At 57.4% G+C, this 18,105-nt stretch carries 16 protein-coding genes; 7 read left to right on the forward strand and 9 right to left on the reverse strand.

Annotated features, from left to right (window positions below; all coding sequences use genetic code 11):
• Positions 1 to 9 precede the first annotated feature (9 nt).
• From M2305_RS10225 to M2305_RS10235, 3 genes are read right to left on the reverse strand one after another with little or no spacing between them, the layout of a single operon-like run.
• The gene (locus M2305_RS10225; RefSeq protein WP_046901232.1) at positions 10 to 1,431 is read right to left on the reverse strand and encodes an NAD(P)(+) transhydrogenase (Re/Si-specific) subunit beta; all 1,422 of its coding nucleotides are present in this window, start codon (positions 1,429 to 1,431) and stop codon (positions 10 to 12) included.
• A complete protein-coding gene (locus M2305_RS10230; protein WP_007282792.1) occupies positions 1,428 to 1,748 on the reverse strand; it encodes an NAD(P) transhydrogenase subunit alpha in 321 nt (106 codons plus the stop codon). Before M2305_RS10230 ends, M2305_RS10225 begins: the two co-directional genes overlap by 4 nt.
• Entirely contained in the window at positions 1,745 to 2,965 is a 1,221-nt protein-coding gene (locus tag M2305_RS10235) for an NAD(P) transhydrogenase subunit alpha (protein ID WP_264649279.1), read from the reverse strand. Before M2305_RS10235 ends, M2305_RS10230 begins: the two co-directional genes overlap by 4 nt.
• Before the next feature lie 333 nt (positions 2,966 to 3,298).
• On the opposite strand from M2305_RS10235, the gene dnaG reads away from it, so the two are divergent.
• The 7 genes from dnaG (at position 3,299) to M2305_RS10270 (ending at position 10,706) form a co-directional block, all read left to right on the forward strand.
• Entirely contained in the window at positions 3,299 to 5,137 is a 1,839-nt protein-coding gene (gene dnaG, locus M2305_RS10240; protein WP_264649280.1) for a DNA primase, read from the forward strand.
• 134 nt (positions 5,138 to 5,271) lie between these two features.
• Positions 5,272 to 7,227: an RNA polymerase sigma factor RpoD gene (gene rpoD / locus M2305_RS10245; RefSeq protein ID WP_064275007.1), complete on the forward strand. Its 1,956-nt coding sequence runs from the start codon at positions 5,272 to 5,274 to the stop codon at positions 7,225 to 7,227.
• 11 nt (positions 7,228 to 7,238) lie between these two features.
• On the forward strand, positions 7,239 to 7,811 hold the full coding sequence (locus M2305_RS10250; RefSeq protein ID WP_046901238.1) for a GNAT family N-acetyltransferase: 573 nt from the start codon (positions 7,239 to 7,241) through the stop codon (positions 7,809 to 7,811).
• 158 nt (positions 7,812 to 7,969) lie between these two features.
• Positions 7,970 to 8,452, forward strand: a complete 483-nt coding sequence (gene rpsF / locus M2305_RS10255) for a 30S ribosomal protein S6 (RefSeq protein ID WP_046901239.1) — start codon at positions 7,970 to 7,972, stop codon at positions 8,450 to 8,452.
• 5 nt (positions 8,453 to 8,457) lie between these two features.
• Positions 8,458 to 8,748 carry a 30S ribosomal protein S18 gene (rpsR, locus tag M2305_RS10260; protein WP_046901240.1) on the forward strand — a complete coding sequence of 97 codons (291 nt, stop codon included), beginning with the start codon at positions 8,458 to 8,460 and terminating at the stop codon, positions 8,746 to 8,748.
• 10 nt (positions 8,749 to 8,758) lie between these two features.
• Positions 8,759 to 9,352: a 50S ribosomal protein L9 gene (gene rplI / locus M2305_RS10265; protein ID WP_064275005.1), complete on the forward strand. Its 594-nt coding sequence runs from the start codon at positions 8,759 to 8,761 to the stop codon at positions 9,350 to 9,352.
• Positions 9,353 to 9,485: 133 nt separating this feature from the next.
• Positions 9,486 to 10,706 (forward strand): class I SAM-dependent methyltransferase, encoded by a 1,221-nt coding sequence (locus M2305_RS10270; RefSeq protein WP_264649281.1) that lies wholly within the window; start codon positions 9,486 to 9,488, stop codon positions 10,704 to 10,706.
• Positions 10,707 to 10,710: 4 nt separating this feature from the next.
• On the opposite strand, the gene M2305_RS10275 is transcribed toward M2305_RS10270, so the two are convergent.
• Genes M2305_RS10275 through lptF form a run of 6 tightly spaced genes read right to left on the reverse strand, consistent with a single transcriptional unit; the run spans position 10,711 to position 18,104 of the window.
• Positions 10,711 to 11,286, reverse strand: a complete 576-nt coding sequence (locus M2305_RS10275; RefSeq protein ID WP_264649282.1) for a DNA-3-methyladenine glycosylase I — start codon at positions 11,284 to 11,286, stop codon at positions 10,711 to 10,713.
• Positions 11,267 to 12,091: a 16S rRNA (adenine(1518)-N(6)/adenine(1519)-N(6))-dimethyltransferase RsmA gene (gene rsmA / locus M2305_RS10280; protein WP_264649283.1), complete on the reverse strand. Its 825-nt coding sequence runs from the start codon at positions 12,089 to 12,091 to the stop codon at positions 11,267 to 11,269. The genes M2305_RS10275 and rsmA overlap by 20 nt, the downstream gene beginning before the upstream one ends.
• A gap of 1 nt (position 12,092) precedes the next feature.
• Positions 12,093 to 13,451 carry a peptidylprolyl isomerase gene (locus tag M2305_RS10285; RefSeq protein ID WP_099213214.1) on the reverse strand — a complete coding sequence of 453 codons (1,359 nt, stop codon included), beginning with the start codon at positions 13,449 to 13,451 and terminating at the stop codon, positions 12,093 to 12,095.
• A gap of 2 nt (positions 13,452 to 13,453) precedes the next feature.
• Entirely contained in the window at positions 13,454 to 15,772 is a 2,319-nt protein-coding gene (locus M2305_RS10290; protein ID WP_099213215.1) for an LPS-assembly protein LptD, read from the reverse strand.
• Positions 15,772 to 16,959, reverse strand: a complete 1,188-nt coding sequence (gene lptG, locus M2305_RS10295; protein WP_264649284.1) for an LPS export ABC transporter permease LptG — start codon at positions 16,957 to 16,959, stop codon at positions 15,772 to 15,774. The genes M2305_RS10290 and lptG overlap by 1 nt, the downstream gene beginning before the upstream one ends.
• The gene (gene lptF / locus M2305_RS10300; protein ID WP_264649285.1) at positions 16,956 to 18,104 is read right to left on the reverse strand and encodes an LPS export ABC transporter permease LptF; all 1,149 of its coding nucleotides are present in this window, start codon (positions 18,102 to 18,104) and stop codon (positions 16,956 to 16,958) included. Before lptF ends, lptG begins: the two co-directional genes overlap by 4 nt.
• Between the last annotated feature and the right edge of the window lies 1 nt (position 18,105).

The raw sequence follows: 18,105 nt of genomic DNA on the forward strand, positions 1-18,105 counted from the left end.
AGAAGGGTTTTACGATGCGCCGAGAGCCTTGACGGCTTCGACCATCTTGCTGAGGACGGCCTGCGCATCGCCGAAGACCATGGCGCAGTTGTCCTGGAAGAAGAGCGGGTTCTGAACGGCGGAATAACCCATGCCCATGCCACGCTTGATGACGAAGACCTGACGGGCCTGATCGGCATTCAGGATCGGCATGCCGTAGATTGGGGAGGATTTGTCCGTCCGGGCGGATGGGTTCACCACGTCGTTGGCGCCGATGATGAGGGCGACATCCGTGTCAGCGAAGCTGTCGTTGATGTCTTCCATGTCATAGATCATGTCGTACGGGACGCCGGCTTCGGCGAGCAGCACGTTCATGTGGCCCGGCATACGACCGGCGACCGGGTGGATGGCGAACTTGACGTCCACGCCTGCGGCCTGAAGCTGCTTGACGAAGTCGTACAGCTTGCCCTGAGCCTGAGCGACGGCCAGACCGTAACCCGGAACAATGATGACAGACGACGCATAGCGCATCGTCGTGGCAGCATCGCTTGGAGCGACGGACTTGGCTTCCTTTTCGGGGCCTGTGGCCGTGGAGGCAGAAGCTTCACCGAAGTTGCTGAACAGCACGTTGGCAATCGAACGGTTCATGCCCTTGGCCATCATGACCGTCAGCAGCGTACCGGCGGAACCCACAACCATACCGGCGATCATCAGAGCCGGATCGGCCATGACATAGCCTTCGAGACCGACAGCCAGACCTGTGAAGGCGTTGTAAAGCGAGATCACGACCGGCATGTCAGCGCCGCCGATGGGGATCGTCATGCAAATGCCAGCAAGCAGGGCGCCGATGAAGAACAGCAGCGTGGCGATACCGCCGCCATCCTGATGGTACAGGAAGGCTGCCATGATGCCGAGCAGGACGGTCAGCATAAAGACGGCAGCATTGACGATACGCTGGCCGCCGAAGCGGATCGGCTTGTTCATCCGGCCATCGAGCTTGGCCCAGGCAATGATGGAACCCGACAGGGACATGCTGCCGATCAGGCCACCGGCGACGGTGACGAGCAGCGGAACGATGCCTGTCTCTTTCGGGCCGGTCAGGGCAATGACGGACACAGCTGCAGCAGCACCGCCACCCATGCCGTTGAAGAGGGCAACCATCTGCGGCATGGCCGTCATGGCAACGCTGCGGCCTTTCCACCCAGCCCAGCCGCCGCCAATGACAAGGGCGAGAATGGCCAGAATGACGTTGACGACCAGATGTGGTTTTGCGGCTTCAGAAACACTGAAGATGCCGAGGAAGCTGGCGGCCGTGACGAACAGCATACCCCAGCCCGCCGTCACAATGCCGGAAACGGCCGTGACGGGAGAGGACATGCGCTTGAGGCCGTAGACCAGCAGGCCGGAGGCGATAAGTGCGCTGATGGCGACGATATATTCGAGGAGGATCATTTCTGCGCTCCCTTCTGCGGAGCCGCTTTGTCGCTGGGCTTGAACATGGCCAACATACGGTCAGTCACGACGTAACCGCCGACAACGTTACCAGCGCCCATCATGACGCCGAGGAAACCGACAACCTGTTCAAGCACGGAAGAGGCGTTGAACAGGGCTGTCAGCGCCCCCACGACCACGATACCGTGTACGAAGTTCGAGCCGGACATCAGCGGTGTGTGCAGAATGGAGGGCACGCGGCTGATGACCTCGTAGCCCGTGAAAGCCGCGAGCATGAAGATGTAGAGCGCGATGATGAAGGTCATTGCGGTGATCATCGTGCGGCCTCCTGTCCTGAAGCCTGTGCCGGTGCGGCGGGGGCGGCAGCCGGGGCAGGGGGTTGCGGTGCGGGCGGTGCCGGGGAATTCGGATCGACGGCCGTGCGGATGCCTTCGTTCGTGATGTAGCCATCATGAGTCAGGGCTGTGCCGGAAATGACTTCATCTGTGAAATCCAGCTGGATCTGACCATCCTTGGTCAGGATCTGCTGGAGCAGATGCATGATGTTTTTGGAATAAAGTTCGCTGGCCTGAAGGGCGAGCATGGACGGAACATTGATCGGACCAACGATTGTGGTCGGGCCAACCTGCACCGTCTGGCCGGCCTGTGTGCCTTCACAGTTGCCACCACCTTCTGCACCGAGGTCGATGATGACGGAGCCGGGCTTCATGGCCTTGATCTGCTCGGCATCAATCAGGCGCGGAGCCTTTTTGCCGGGGACGGCGGCCGTCGTGACGATCAGGTCAGCCCGTGCAATGTGGTCGCTGATGACCTTGCGGACCGTCTGTTTTTCTTCGTCTGTCAGTTCGCGGGCATAACCGCCTTTGCCGGTGCCATCCACGCCGGTATCGACGAATTTGGCGCCGAGAGACTGTGCCTCTTCGCGTGTTTCGGGGCGGACGTCATAACCTTCCGTGACCGCACCAAGGCGCTTGGCCGTGGCGAGGGCCTGTAGGCCAGCGACACCAAGGCCCATGACAAGAACCTTTGCAGCCCGCAGGGAGCCGACGGCCGTGGTCATCATGGGAAGGATCTTGGTCATGTGCACGGACCCGAGCAGAACGGCGTAATAGCCGGCAAGGGTGGCCTGACTGGACAGGGCGTCCATGGCCTGTGCGCGGGAAATGCGGGGAACCAGCTCCATGGCGAAGCAGGTGACTTTCTGGTCCCGGAGGGCCTTGACCAGATCAGGGTGGTTTCGGCCGTAAATGAAGGACACCAGAATGGCGCCGGGCTGCATGGCCTGAACGGTTTCAATGGTGGGAGGCTGAACGGCGAGGACAATATCCGCATCGCCGAGAAGAGCCTTCCGGTCTGTTGAAAGGGTTACGTCTTTATAGGTTTCATCCGGATAGGAAGAGGCGACACCGGCCCCGTTTTCCATCGCGAAAGAGACGCCGAGGCTGCTGAGGCGCTCGACAACCTGCGGGATCAGGGCGACGCGACGTTCACCGCCTTCGTCCTGTTCTTTTAGTACCGTGATTTTTACGGTCATAGGTTGAGATCCTGCGTCTTTAATCTTTTGTGAAGGCGCGACTCATCCACCCCACTAAAGGGATGCAGGGGCCTGCACCTCGTTCGACTGCCATATTGACGCTATATTTGCGCCTCTTCCATTGATGGGTGTCAAAAGAAAAAAATTTCTTTTAGTTGTCATATTGTAATCGTTTCCAGATCAGGAAAACGGCTACGATTGTTTCGGAAACGGCCAGTAACCTTTCTGTTTTTCTTCGAGTGCCCGCTGTTCGAGCCAGAGTAGATTTTCCTGTCTCAGGCTTGTAAGAGCCATCTCTTCCGACGGAACTGATTGAAAGGCTCCTGCTGCCCGATGGCATTCGACGCCGCCTTTCTGGACGAACTCCGCAATCGAACGCCGCTGGCCTCCCTGATCGGGCGTCGTAACAAGCTGGTTCGCTCCGGTCGTAACTGGAAGACATGCTGTCCTTTCCACGGGGAAAAAACGCCGTCTTTCTACGTTTATGATGATCATTTTCATTGCTTTGGCTGTGGCGCGCATGGCGATGCGATCTCTTTTGTCATGCAGAGCGACGGCAGGAGTTTCCCTGAGGCTGTTGAGCAACTAGCCGCTGAAGCAGGCCTTGAAGTTCCGAAGCAGGACCCACGGAGTGAGGCGCGTGCGCGGGAGGTCAAATCTCTTGGCGATGTTCTGTCCCTTGTTCAGGCCAGTTACCGGCGTCGGCTCTTCCTTCCGGAAGGACGGGAAGGGCTCGCTTATCTGCGTGGGCGCGGACTGAGTGACGCGACTATCGAGCGGTTTGGTTTGGGGTGGTCTGGCGATGGGCGGCATCTGGTTGAAGAATTGCGCGCCCATGATGTAACGCCTGAAATGCTGGTTCAGGCGGGCATTTTGCGCGTGGATGACCGGGGACAGCCCAAAGGGGAACTGTTTTTCAATCGCGTGACGTTTCCGATCCGGGATCGCCGCGGCAAGCTGATTTCTTTTGGCGCGCGCACCCTGGGGGACGGGCAACCAAAATATCTCAATGGTCCGGAAACGGCGCTCTTCTCCAAGCGGCGCATACTCTACAACCTCGATCTGGCGCGTGAGGCTGTCCACAAGGGCGCTGAGCTTGTTGTGGTTGAAGGGTATATGGATGTCATTGCTCTGGACCAGGCAGGCTTTGGCGGTGCTGTGGCGCCGTTGGGGACTGCGCTGGGCGAAGAGCAGCTCGATCTGCTGTGGCGCATGACGCCCTCTCCGATCCTGTGTCTGGATGGTGATGCGGCAGGAGCCCGCGCCGCTTTGCGGGTCTGTGAAGTCGCGCTTCCGCTGTTGTCTCCCGAACGAACGCTCAGGTTCTGCCGCCTGGACCCTAAAGATGACCCGGACAGTCTGATCCGTACACGCGGCGTTGCGGCCATGAAGGAAGCCCTGTCTGGGGCGACGTCTCTGGCAACTGAATTGTTCGGGTTGATGACAGGGGGGATGGTTGATCCCGGTCCCGATCAGCGGGCGGCGTTGCGTGAGAAGCTTGTTGCTTTGTCAAAGCTGATCCCGGATCGGGCACTTGCGTCTGAGTATCGCAGTACGTTTCTGGATATGTTTTTCGCGCGCTTCAGGCGCGGTGGTGGAAGTAAAAAGCCGTTCCAGAAGAAAGGGGCACCGCTTCCTCTTTCAACGCAGGCCCCTGGCGAGATGAGGCATATCGAGCAGGGGAGTGTAGAGCGTCTTAACATTCTGACTGCGATGCTGCTGCGCTATCCGGATATTCTTCCGGAGGTTGAGCAGGCCTATAGTAGTCTGGCTCTCCCAGTGGATCTGGATCGGATTCGCTCCGCCCTTTTGGACTGGAGTTGCCAGGACGAGGATCTGACGGAAGAGAACTGCCATCGCTGGATCGAGGCTCATGGGCTGACGGATATCGTGGGGGCCGTGACAGAAAGTCCGATGCCTCGGGAAGTGGGGCTTGGAAAAGACAGGGATGAAGTTCTTAAGATCGATGTTGTGGAGAGCTGGTGGCACTTTTACGGGCTTGTAAATTTTCGCAATTTCGAGCGCGAAGTGGCCAATGACATTCAGGCAACCATCATGCAGGTCTATTCTGGTGGGGGAGGCGGAGACTCATCTTTTCCGGAAAGCCTGCTGGCGCGGATGAGGGTTCTGGAAGCGCTGCGGCGAGGTGAGGATGTTGAAGAAGAAGGGTGAAAAAGGCCGGGGCTAACGTTTTTTATTGCCCTGAAGTTGCTTTCTTTTTCGTCTAAACCTTGACTTACGGCTCAGGATCGACCACCTGCACGCTGCCGAATTGCTTGCTTTCGGTGGAGTTGAGGGAGAGACGCATGGCGACGAAAACAGCCTCTGGTACGGATCGGAACGCGCAGGAACAGGAGGGGGATGCCACTCTTCTTGATACGCAATCCGCTGCCGTGAAGCGGCTGATCGCCAAAGGGCGTGAGCGTGGCCATATTACCTTTGACGAGCTGAACGCCGTTCTGCCGCAGGACCAGATGTCCTCTGAGCAGATCGAAGACGTGATGGCAGCTCTGTCAGAGATGGGCATTCAGGTTCTGGAAAACGAAGAACAGGACGAAGCTGAGCCGGCTCAGGAAGAAGCCAAGGAAGAAGCTGAGGAATCAGATGAGCCTCAGGGCGGCAATATTGATGCCGAGGCTGCCAGCCGCACGGATGATCCGGTTCGGATGTATCTGCGTGAGATGGGGTCTGTAGAGCTCCTGTCCCGCGAAGGCGAAATCGCGATCGCCAAGCGCATTGAAGCTGGTCGTGACGAGATGATTGGCGGGCTTTGCGAAAGCCCGCTGACGATCCGCGCGATCATTTCCTGGCATGAACGCCTCAAGGACGGCGAAATGCTGCTCCGTGACATCGTCGATCTGGAAGCCAGTCAGGCTGTCGGTCCGGGTCCTGAAGGCGAAGAGGGCGAGGAAGGCGAGGAAGCTGCGGCTGACGAAGACGCCACGGACGACGATGCCGAAGAAGGCGACGGCGATCAGCAGGAAGGCAGTGGCCTGTCCCTGTCTGCTCTGGAAGAGAAGCTGAAGCCAGAAATTCTGGCCCGCTTCGAAGCCATTGAGCCGCTGTATCACAAGCTGCGTCAGCTTCAGGTCAAGCGTCTGGAGGCCCTGACGGCTGGTGAGGAAAGCTCGGACAAGTCTGAGAACATCTACGAAGAACTGCGCCATGAACTGGTCAGTCTGGTGGAGCAGGTTCACCTGCATAACAACCGGATTGAAGAGCTTGTTGCCCAGATCAAGATGCATGTTCAGCGTCTGAACAATCTCGAAGGCCGCTTGCTGCGTCTGGCTGAGGGCTGCAAGATTTCGCGTGACGATTTCCTGCTGAAGTATCGTAACCGCGAGATGGACCCGACCTGGGTTGATTTTATCTGCACTCTGCCCGGTAAGGGTTGGAAGACGCTGACGACCAAGCACCTGGACCAGATCCGGTCCATGCGTGCTGATCTTGCGGCGCTTTCTCACGAGACTGGCCTGCCGGTTGGGGAGTTCCGTCGTGTGTATGCGACCATTTCCCGTGGTGAGCGTGACTCCACGCGTGCCAAGAAGGAAATGATCGAGGCCAACCTGCGTCTCGTGATCTCGATTGCCAAGAAGTACACGAACCGTGGTCTGCAGTTCCTGGATCTGATTCAGGAAGGCAACATCGGTCTGATGAAGGCGGTGGACAAGTTCGAGTACCGTCGCGGTTACAAGTTCTCGACCTATGCCACCTGGTGGATCCGTCAGGCGATCACGCGTTCTATCGCCGATCAGGCCAAAACCATCCGTATTCCGGTGCACATGATCGAAACGATCAACAAGCTGGTGCGGACGTCCCGTCAGATGCTGCATGAGATCGGGCGCGAGCCTGCTCCGGAAGAGCTGGCTGAGAAGCTTGGCATGCCGTTGGAGAAGGTTCGGAAGGTCCTGAAGATCGCCAAGGAGCCGATCTCTCTTGAAACGCCGATTGGCGACGAGGAAGACAGCCATCTTGGTGACTTCATCGAGGATAAGACGGCTGTTATTCCGTTGGATGCCGCGATCCAGACCAACCTGCGTGAAGCAACCACGCGCGTTCTGGCATCCCTGACACCACGTGAAGAACGCGTTCTACGGATGCGCTTCGGTATTGGCATGAACACGGACCACACCCTTGAGGAAGTGGGCCAGCAGTTCAACGTGACGCGTGAGCGTATCCGTCAGATCGAGGCAAAGGCTCTTCGCAAGCTCAAGCACCCGAGCCGCAGCCGCAAGCTGCGTTCCTTCCTCGACGATAACTGATCGTCTGGGTCATGCTGCCGGCCTGGCTTCATCCGCAGGGATCATCCACCCGTTTTGAGGTGGGTGTGACTTTTCTGGAGACGAGGGCAAGCCGCCCAGCTCCGGTTTTGCCAGAGGGCGTCTCTCTTGAGAGAGTTCTCCCTCCGGCATTGCCGCTATACCGAAAGCTTTATCGGGAAGTCGGTGAGGCATATTGCTGGTGGATGCGTCGTCCGATGCCGGACGAAAAACTTGCTGAAATTGTCCATGATCCTGACGTTTACTTCATGGTGCTCTGGCAGGCAGATGGTACGCCTCTCGGGTTTTACGAACTGGATCTGAGAGAGGGTGGAGACGCCAATCTGGCGTACTTCGGACTTCTGCCAGCAGCGATTGGTCATGGCTTAGGTCGGGCATTGCTGGATTCCGCAATTTCTCAGGCGTTTGCGGCAGGGTGCTGGCGATTGCGGGTCAATACCTGCACACTGGATCATCCCAGAGCTCTGACCAATTATCAGAAATGTGGGTTTGTAATTCAGTATGTTGTTCAGGAAATCTGGAACGTTCCTGACGAATATGTCCCGGCAGAGCTGCGTCGACTCTGAGTTTATCCTTGATTTCCGTTAGGCTGCATGATTAATGCAGCCTTTCCCTGCCGGGCGATGTGGCGTCGCGCCGGCTATACCCGCGCTTTCCCCAAAGATTGCACTGTCTCTGGCACGGGCTGGACCAGTTGGGTTGACCTTATCCGAAGGGAGTTTTCATGCCACTGTACGAAAGCGTGCTCATCGCACGTAACGATGTGTCTCAGGCACAGGTCGAGAGCCTGGTTGAGACCATTGAAGCCCTGCTGACCGAGAATGGTGGTTCCATCCAGAAGCGCGAATTCTGGGGTCTCCGTTCGCTCGCATACCGCATCAAGAAGAACCGTAAGGGCCATTACGTCCTGCTCGGTATCGACTGCACGCCGGATACGCTTCGTGAAGTTGAGCGTCAGCTCGGCCTGAACGAAGACGTGCTTCGCGTTCTGACGCTTCGCGTTGACGAAATCGACGAAACTCCGTCCCCGGTTCTTGCTCGCAAGAATGATGACCGCGGCGACCGTGGTAGCTTCCGTGGCGGCTCCAAGCCGGCTGGTCGCTTCGAGAGCGGCCGTGGCGGCCCGCGTCGTGGCAGCGAAGACCGTGAAGAATACCGTGCACGCGGCGAGCAGGACGATGCTCGTGAGGCGGCTGGAGCGGAGTAAGAAACATGTCCGATACAACCACCACCGACGTGAACGACGTCAACCCAGCAGCCCGTCGCACGGCTGTCGGCGCACGCCGTCCTTTTTATCGTCGTCGTAAGTCCTGCCCGTTCTCCGGCCCGAATGCGCCGAAGATCGACTACAAGGACGTGCGTCTTCTGAGCCGCTTCCTCTCTGAGCGTGGCAAGATCGTGCCGAGCCGTATCACGGCTGTTTCGGCCAAGAAGCAGCGTGAGCTGGCGCAGGCTATCAAGCGTGCCCGCTTCCTTGCCCTGCTCCCCTACGTCGTAAGCTGAGGAGAGCACCATGTCCCAGACCGCACTGATCCTGCTCCAGCGGGTCGAGCATCTCGGCCAGATGGGCGATCTTGTTTCCGTGAAGCCGGGTTACGCCCGTAACTTCCTGCTTCCGCAAGGCAAGGCGATGCGTGCTACGGCCGCAAACCGCAAGCGCTTTGACACGGAGCGCGCCCAGCTTGAAGCGCTGAACATCAAGAAGCGCGAAGAAGCTGAGCGTCTTGCCGAACGTATGGACAGCCTGTCTGTCGTCATCATCCGTCAGGCAAGTGACAGCGGCAACCTGTACGGCTCCGTCAGCACGCGTGATATCGCTGTTGCTGCTACGGATGCTGGCCTTACGGTTGCTCGTCAGCAGGTTGTTCTGGCTCACCCGATCAAGTCTCTTGGCCTGACGGAAGCCCGCATCGTCCTGCACCCGGAAGTTTCCATTCCGCTGACAGTCAACGTTGCACGTTCTGCTGAAGAAGCTGAGCGCCAGGCCCGCGGCGAAGCCGTTGGCGTGGAAGAAGAGGATGACAACATCCTCGGTGAACTGCAGGCAGAGAACGCAGCTGAAGAAGCTGCTGCCGAAGCTGCAGTCACGGAAGAAGCCGAAGGCTGATTTCGCTGGCATAGCCAACAGAAAACCCGGCCGGGTATTCCCGCGCCGGGTTTTTTGATGTCTGCTCTCCCGGTCAGGCAACTGAAGACTGTGTCATGTCTTGTCATGACGCGTGAACAGGAGGGAGACAGGCGTGAAACCCATTCTCGATTTCGTTCTGAAGAAATTTATTCAGGTCGGAACGTTGCGAGTCACGTTCAGTGACGGCACGATACAAACCTATCGTGGGGCCTTGCCCGGCGTTGAAGCGGGCTTACATCTCAAAACAAAACAGGCTGAGCGTTCTCTGGTTATTAATTCCGGGTTGGCGTTTGGCGAAGAATACATGGCTGGCGAACTTGCGCCGGAAGGATGCACTCTTGAGACACTGATGATCGTCCTCATGGCGAACATCACCCAAGGTGGTCATGTTTTTGAAGAGATCGAGGATCGACTCCGTTACCTTCTCCGACCTTTCAAGGGGCTAAATTCCCTCAAGCGGTCATGCCGGAATGTTGCGCATCATTATGATCTGAATGGTCGCCTTTATGACTTGTTTCTGGACAAGGACCGCCAGTACTCCTGCGCTTATTTCCAGCGTGAAGATATGACGCTTGAGGAGGCTCAGATCGCGAAGAAGCGACACATTGCCTCCAAATTGAATCTCAATCGTCCGGGACTGGAAGTTCTGGATATTGGCTGTGGTTGGGGCGGTCTGGCGCTGACACTGGCAAAAGAATATGGCGCAACGGTTGTCGGTATTACGCTTTCCAAGGAACAATTAGAGGAAGCGCGAGCTCGGGTGCGCGCCGAGGGGCTGGAAGGGCAGGTCCGTTTCGAGCTTATGGACTACCGCAACGTTCATCACGAGTTCGATCGTGTCGTGTCAGTCGGAATGTTCGAGCATGTTGGGCAACCGCAATTTGAGCGCTATTTTCGAGGCATCAAGGAATGTCTGAAGCCGGATGGTGTGGCTTTGATCCACTCGATCGGTCGAACGGATGGGCCTGGAACGACTAATGCCTGGCTCCAGAAATACATCTTTCCGGGTGGATATTCCCCGTCTTTAAGCGAGACGCTGGCTGCTGTTGAGCGCACTGGCCTTTGGATGACGGACTGCGAAGTGCTGCGTCTGCACTATGCCAAGACAATTGCAGAATGGCGTAAGCGTTTTGAGGCCAACAGACAGAAAATCATTGATCTGTATGACGAACGGTTTGTGCGGATGTTCGAGTTGTATCTCGTGGGAAGCGAGCTGGCGTTCCGGGTGCAAGGGCACATGAATTTTCAGCTTCAGCTGACACGGTCCGTAGATGCTGTGCCTTTGACGCGTGATTACATGTTTGAGAATGAGCGTGCGAAAAGTGCGGTCTGAGTTTTTAGACTTGGGGGTTGTAGCGAAAGCAGGATGGGTCATGATCGTGGATCAGACCCACGGCCTGCATCCAAGCATACACGATGACAGGTCCGACGAAGCGAAAACCTCGGGCTTTTAAAGCTTTAGACACAACTACTGAAAGAGGCGACTGCGCCAAAACTGCTCCGGTCGAATTATAAATCGGAGCATTCGGGACCAGTGAGGCAATGAACCCTGCGAAATCTTCGCCTTGTTTCTTCATCGCGAGGTAGGCTTGTGCATTGCCTATGGTGGCTTTGATCTTGGCACGGGCCCGGATGATGCCGGGATCCTGCATGAGGCGGTCGATATCCTGTTCCGTAAAGAGGGCTACTTTTTCAGGGTCAAAGTTAGCGAAGGCTTTCCGAAACCCTTCGCGCCGTTTCAGAACAATTGCCCAGGACAAGCCAGCCTGAAAGCTTTCCAGAACAAGGGTCTCCCACAGCTCACGGCTATCACGGATCGGAACGCCCCACTCTTCGTCATGGTACTGGCGAAGAAGGGGGTCTGTTGCGGCCCAACGACAGCGGGAAAGGTTCTCAGGCGCGGGAGCGGGCAAGATGTAGCTCTGCAAGGCGGCCAAATTCTGCAACGCTCAGGGTTTCAGCCCGGCGTGTGGGCTCGATACCCGCAGCGTCCAGAAGTGCTTCCCCACCAATTGATTTGAGAGATGATCGTAGCATCTTGCGGCGTTGTCCGAACGCGGCGGCTGTGACGCGCTCGATCGCACGGAAAAGCTCTGGTGCGGGCTGCTCTGCATGCGGAATGAGAACCGCAACGGCTGAGTGAACCTTGGGCGGCGGGGAAAATGCCCCTGGTGGAATGCGCAGAGCCACGGAGCAGGACGCGCACCATTGGGCCAGAACAGCAAGCCGCCCGTACGCAGACGTATCTGGCTCAGCACAGATGCGTTCAGCAACTTCAAGCTGGAACATCAAAGACAGGCGTTCCCACGAATGGGCCTGTCTTAACCAGCCAACAAGAAGGGGTGTGGCAACATTATAAGGCAGGTTAGCGATGATCTGTCTGGGAGCGGGGGCAAGGTTCGCCGCATCCAGTTTCAGGGCATCCTGCCGGATAACATGCAGACGATCCGGATAGTGCCCGGCCAGCTCTTCGAGCAGCGGCCACGCGCGTTCATCAATTTCCACAGCATCGACACGGCTTGCCGGACTATCGAGCAGAGCGCGTGTCAGGCCACCAGGACCAGGTCCGATTTCAACAACGCTTCGCCCCGTCAGATCGCCACCCAAGGCGACGATCCGAGCACAAATTCCGGGATCCAGAAGAAAGTGCTGACCGAGGGATTTTTTTGCATCCAGACCGTAAGCCTGGATGGACTCTTTCAGAGAAGGAAGGCTCACGTCAGTTGAGAGCCGGCTTCGCTGCGGGGCGGATATCGATGATGGACCGGCGCTGTAGATCCCGCTGGAGCTGACGGGACGCCTGCTCAACCCGCTCATTCATGAGCTGATCGGCAATTTCCCCAGGTGTCTGCTGTGCCAGATTTTTCTGCTGGCGGTCACAGACCATCAACAGGGCAATACCATCCATGGACACCAGCGGATGGCTTACCTTGTTTATAGGCAGAGGCTCGATAATGGAGCGCATCTGGGGCGCCAGGCGTTCCAGAACCTGAGTTCCGGGATTGCTGGGGCGCTTCTCACCCTGGGCTTTGTTAAGCGCTTCCAGAGCATCGCAGCTATGGATCGTTTCAACAGCGTGTGTTGCCTTCTGAAGAGCCGCCTGCTGCTGAGGTGTAGGGTTCTGCGGGTTCAGCGGCGCATCGAACGGGAAGAAGGCCTGACGCAGGGCAACGAGTGTGCCCATCTGTTTGCCGACGACACGTTTGGCCTGAACTGTTGCAATGACGAAGCCGCCAGCAACCTGGATCGGGTTGGAAATGGCACCAATTGGCATCTGGCGCACGACATTCACGACCTGTGGGTCAAGGTTGTCTTCCTGCACCCAGCCCATGGAGCCACCGTCGAGAGCAGACTGTGCCTGCGAGAACTGTGCGGCAACAATCGGGAAGGGCGCGCCTTCGCGAAGCTGGGAGATGATGGTGCGTGTGAACGTGAGTTCGTTTTCATCGTGGCGTGGGTCAGCAACAGGAACGAAAATTTCGCTCATCATGTACTGCGCACGACCCTGCTCAGCCTGAAGGGCCTGCTCACGTTGTGCGATCTGGGTGGCTGTAATGCGGCCCCCTTCACCCAACTGTTCACGAAGCACCTGCATCCAGCCAATCTGCACACGGATCTGATCGATCAGCGTTGTCAGGGAAACGCCATCGGATGCCAGACGGTCACGCAGGGCATTTTTGGGCATGCCGTTGCGCTGTTCGATGTTGCTGATGGCTCCGGCAATCTGCTCAGGCTCGACATTGATGTGTCGCTTCAGCATTTCCTGAGTCTTCAGGCGTTCTTCGATCAACTGGTGAATGATCTGGCCGCGCATGCGGTTCATGACATCCGGGCTGACGGGCAGGCCGGTGGAAAGCACGAACAGCTTGGCGCGGTTATCCACATCACGCTGGGTCAGCACCTGACCGTTGATAACAGCCAGGATCTGGTCTTCAGGCGGTTTCGCTGCGGGTGCCTGCTCCTTTTTGGGAGCACTCTTGTGTGCGGGTGCAGCATGCGCCACGGCGGTTGGAGCCGCCGCAGAGAAGGCCAGCAGGGCAACCAGGGCAGTAGATGCGATGCGATGGGTCTTGGACATGCTCAGCCGTTAATTCCGAAAGTGCCGATCGTTTTGAACGTGAAGTTGAACATCACAGTGGTGTTCCGCTGCTCGCCGCCGATCCGTGTGTACTGTTTGATATACATGATATCCAGCCCGAAGCAGTCGTTGGAATACCCAATATCTCCGCCATTTGCGACGAACTGTTTCCGGGACAGACTGCGACGGAAGAAGCCTGACGCATGATACTGGCGCCAGTGGGTAGAGACACTGCCCGTAATTTCGTTCGTCTTGACCAGATAGGGCGAGTTTACACCGCTCTCACGATAGTTGGTGGCGTAATAATAATACGGTGTCACCGGGGCATAGAGGTAGCCGGCACTGAAGCGCAAAGCCGGAATGCCGGCGCTGAACAGGCCTTCGCCGTAGTCCACCTGATGAGTCCATGGATTGTAACGACCGCGGGCCGTTACATCGAGGTACTTGTTGGGTGTGAAGCGCACACGGCCAACCGGGTCCGAAAGGTGATGATCCAGGCCGGAATACGGAATGCGGTTCTTTGTGATGTGCTCCTGGATGCTTTCACCCACCAGCATGTCGATGGAATGGCCGTTCCACGTCCAGCTCTGATGAACGCCGATATTGCCGCGCAATCCGCCATCGAGGCGATCTGTACCGGCGTAGCGGTTCAGGGAGAACATGGTTGTATCGGTGAATTCGTACGTCAGGCTGTCTTCATTCGGCATATTGCTGTTGGCGGAGTTGCCGGTGTTAGGCGCGGCAATCAGCTGAACAATAGGCTCAAGAACCTGTGTGCCACGCCCGCGGGCGAAGGACCGGAGGAACGGCCAGTTCATCTTGACGGCAATGGTTGGCAGAACCTGCCCTGTGATTTTTGTGCCGCCAACTGCGTAATAGGTCGGCTGCTGTGCGAGGCGAGTGGCCCGATAGACGTTTGAGTCCAACCGTGCCGTTACAAGCCACTGCTGGCCCAGACTGTTGTGGAACGGACGGTCCCACTGCATCTGAAGCTGGCCACGCTGATCAGACACGCCCTTTGTACGGTACACGTCAAAATCTGTAGTGTTCATGCTGAAACGCCCACCCAGTGCATCAGGCTGGCCCTGATAAGCGTAAGTGAAGCGCGGCAGTGCCCATGGCAGTTCAGAGTTCTGAATGACGCCCTGGTTCAGGCCCTGATAGGCCTGTGCGTCGAGGCGGGCGTATGCGCCTACGCCGTAGCCTTCAAGATAGACGTTCGAGTTGAGCGATTCCTGACCGTAACCAGGGACGCGGTAATCTCGCATGTAATTGGCAGACGTCGCCAGATTGACGTTGATGCCTGCCTGCCAATGCTTGTTGATCGCGAAATTGCCCTGACCGAACACGTAACCCTGAAGGCCATATTCGCCTGAAGAGTTGACGTTGTTTCCGAACGTATTGACGTAGCGGCTCTCTCGGTTGGTGTCGTATGCGCCACCAGCCGTGATATCCAGCGTGCCAAAGTTGAAACGGCGGCGATATTCGCTGGTGATTTCCGGGCCGGTCTTTGTGGAGACCAGTCCACGAACGGTGAGGTCCTGACTGTCGTCAATGGCCCAGAAATATGGAAGGGTGAAATACGTTCCAAGATAGCGGTCATGCGGGCTGATACCGGCCATCAGGAAGCCGCTCTGTCGTTTGACCGAAGGATCGGACATCGAGAAGAACGGGAAATAGAACACTGGCAGGCCGAGCATTTTCAACCAGGCATGGTTGAACTCGATACGCTTGTGCTGGGCATCCTGCGTCGCGCCATAGGCCTGGAACTGCCAAAACGGGGGAGCATCAGGGTTTGTTTCGCAGATCTTGCACGCCGTATAAACGGCATGTGAGAGATCATTGATCAGACCATTGGTGCGACGCATGCCGTTACCGGCCAGCTTCGCATTATCCTGCATCTGCATGTAGATGGACGTGCCAATGCCGTCATGCATGCCATGGCTGAATTCCATATAGGCGGCATAGGTGGTGCTGCCATCTGGTTCCATGATGGCGACATGGCCGCGCGCTGCCAGAACGCCTGTGTTCCGGTCATAGGTGATCTTGTCGGCACGGAGAGCGTGGTCGCCCTGCCAGATGCGGACATTGCCTTCCCATGTGACAAGACCGTTCTTTGCGTAGCTTTCGCTGTCAGCCAGATAGGTAAGAGGGTCGTGCTCGGACGTCGGCTTGCCAATGACGATGATATGCGAATTGTCGCGCTGCATCGTATTGGCAAACATGTCCTGCGGCGCCACGAGCGCAGTTCCCGTCAGGGCGACGCCTGCAAGAGAGACGCATCTGCGGGCGCGTTTTGGGAGCCACCGGGGCACCGACATCAACCATCCTCCATATGCAGCAAAAGCGCGACCGCAAGGCAGAGCCCTGCGCCCGTGGGCGCCCATGCGGCAAGAACCGGCGGCAAAGCGCCAGATTCACCAAACTGTTCAGCCACTTTCGAGATCGTGAAAAGCGCAAAGCCTGCCGCAATTCCCGATCCCAGCATCCGGGCCACTCCGCCGCGTCGTGCGGGACGCATCGAAAACCCTGCGGACACCAATGCCATTGTACCAGCAAGGATGGGAAGAGCCAGAAGCGATTGGAAATGTAACCTGTGCCGAATTGAAGGGAAACCGGACCGCTCCAGAAGGGAGATAAAGCTGGGTAGAGCAAAGACCGACAGCGTATCGGGCGATGCAAAACTTTCCTGAATGCGACTGACCGTAAGATCGGACGGAAGGCTCAGGGTTCCGATTTTTTCCGGCAGATGGTCTGGATGCAGCAGGGACGAATCATTCAGGCTCCACTGCTGATGGGCGAGTGTTCCGGTTGGCGCTTCGACACGGACGATCAGCCGGTCCCGGTCATCCAGGCGGAAAATGGTCACGCCGGAGACATCGAGCGTATCCTGCGCAAGTTTGACGTTCTGGGCGTGGAGAATGGCAACGCCGTGTTGGGTCAGTCCATCGTCGGCCTGCCTGAGCCAGAGTTCGCCACCCTTGAGTGTGAGAACGCCACCACCCGTTCGAAGATAAGACTGATCCAGAAGCTCCGCCTGCCGATACATCGACGAGGAAAGCGCTGAGATGCCGGTGGTTGTGAACAGACCGATCAGGAGGGCGCAGGAGAGAGGGCTGGCAAGGAACTGCCAGGCAGAAATCCCTGCGGCTCTGGCGACGATGAGTTCGGACGACCGTGTCAGGCGGGAAAAGCAGACAATTCCGCCAAGCAGAATACCAAACGGCAGCACGTAAATGACGTAATACGGAATGTGCAGCCCTGCGATTTCCAGAATGAGGCTGGTGGGCACATTGGGCCGGGTTGCGGCGCGCCTGAGCAGATCAATGAAGTCGAACAGGGACACAAGCCCTGTCAGAGCCAGAACCATCGACAGCGTATTCAACGTGAAATGACGTGCGATGTAGATCGCCAGGGTCGTAGAAAACCCGACTTCCGCTTCCTGTGGTCTCAGGGTGTGGATGAGCGTGGAAAACCAGCTGCGATACCCGTCAGTGGTGGATTTCATGAGGGGCGTCCAGTCTGGCGCGTGGTTCCGGTCCACTGCTCGGCGAACAGAAGAGCTGCACAGATGATGCTTGGAAGAAGGGCTGCAACCCAGAGCAGGGGAACAAGAGCAAGGTTTCTGCCAGCAAAATTCTGCAGCATGAGTGAAAGTGCGAGAAGCCCCACGACTGTCAGAATGGCGATGAGAGGACGGGTGATATTTCCATGTCTGGAGAACGTCCCCCTAAGAACAGCCACAAGCCCGATCATGGCGAAGGATAGCACAGTCAGTGGCGCAGTCAGGCGATGCCACCCTTCGACCGCAAATTTGCCCCTGTCACGCTCGGACACCTCGTTTGGATCAGGGTGGAATAGATCGTGCAATGGCATTTCCGATGCGTCCCGCTCTTCATGGTTGTTCTGGCGGGACGACGTTAGATCAATCGTGTTGCGGCCAAATGTCAGGACGTTCAGTCGCCCTGTATGCCGGTCAATTTCTTCACGAGAGCCATTGTAAAGGACGACGCGAGGCTTGTTGTTGACGGTTACGATCGTGCCCCGTTCGGCCAGAACGGTCGTATGGGCATCTGGATCACGATCATCTTCCACCAGAACACCGTGCAGCAGCCCGTTGGAATCCCGGGAGCGGACATACACAGTCATGTCTCCCGAGACCTTTGTGAAAACACCATCCTGAAGCAGGAAGGCAGCCATCTGATTGCGGATCTGGAATTCGTATCGGTGGAAGGCGTGATAGGACACCGGAGCCAGCCAGAGCGTCAAAACGTAGCATAGTCCCACGCAGGCGCCTGCGCAGATCAGGCCAGGGCGTGCCAGTTCCAGGGGAGAACGGCCAGCGGCGCGCATGACGGTCATTTCCCGGTCGCCGGACATTCGCTGATAGGTGAAGAGGATCACGAGGAAGGTTGTGATCGGCAGAATGACAGCCACAAAGGACGGCAACATCAGGGAGGTAAGCTGCAGGAAGACGCGCAGCGACAGCCCATGCTGAACAATCATCGATACAAAATGCAGCGATTGTGTCAGCCAGATGAGCGCTACGGCTCCTCCCGTCAGCGCCAGAAGGGCGATGACAAGTTGGCGGAGAACGTATCGGTCAAGAAGGGGCAGCAGATGTCGCTTTGCAGCGCCGGGGGAAGAGGCCATG

Source organism: Gluconobacter cerinus (assembly GCF_025961355.1).
Classification (GTDB): Bacteria; Pseudomonadota; Alphaproteobacteria; order Acetobacterales; family Acetobacteraceae; genus Gluconobacter; species Gluconobacter cerinus.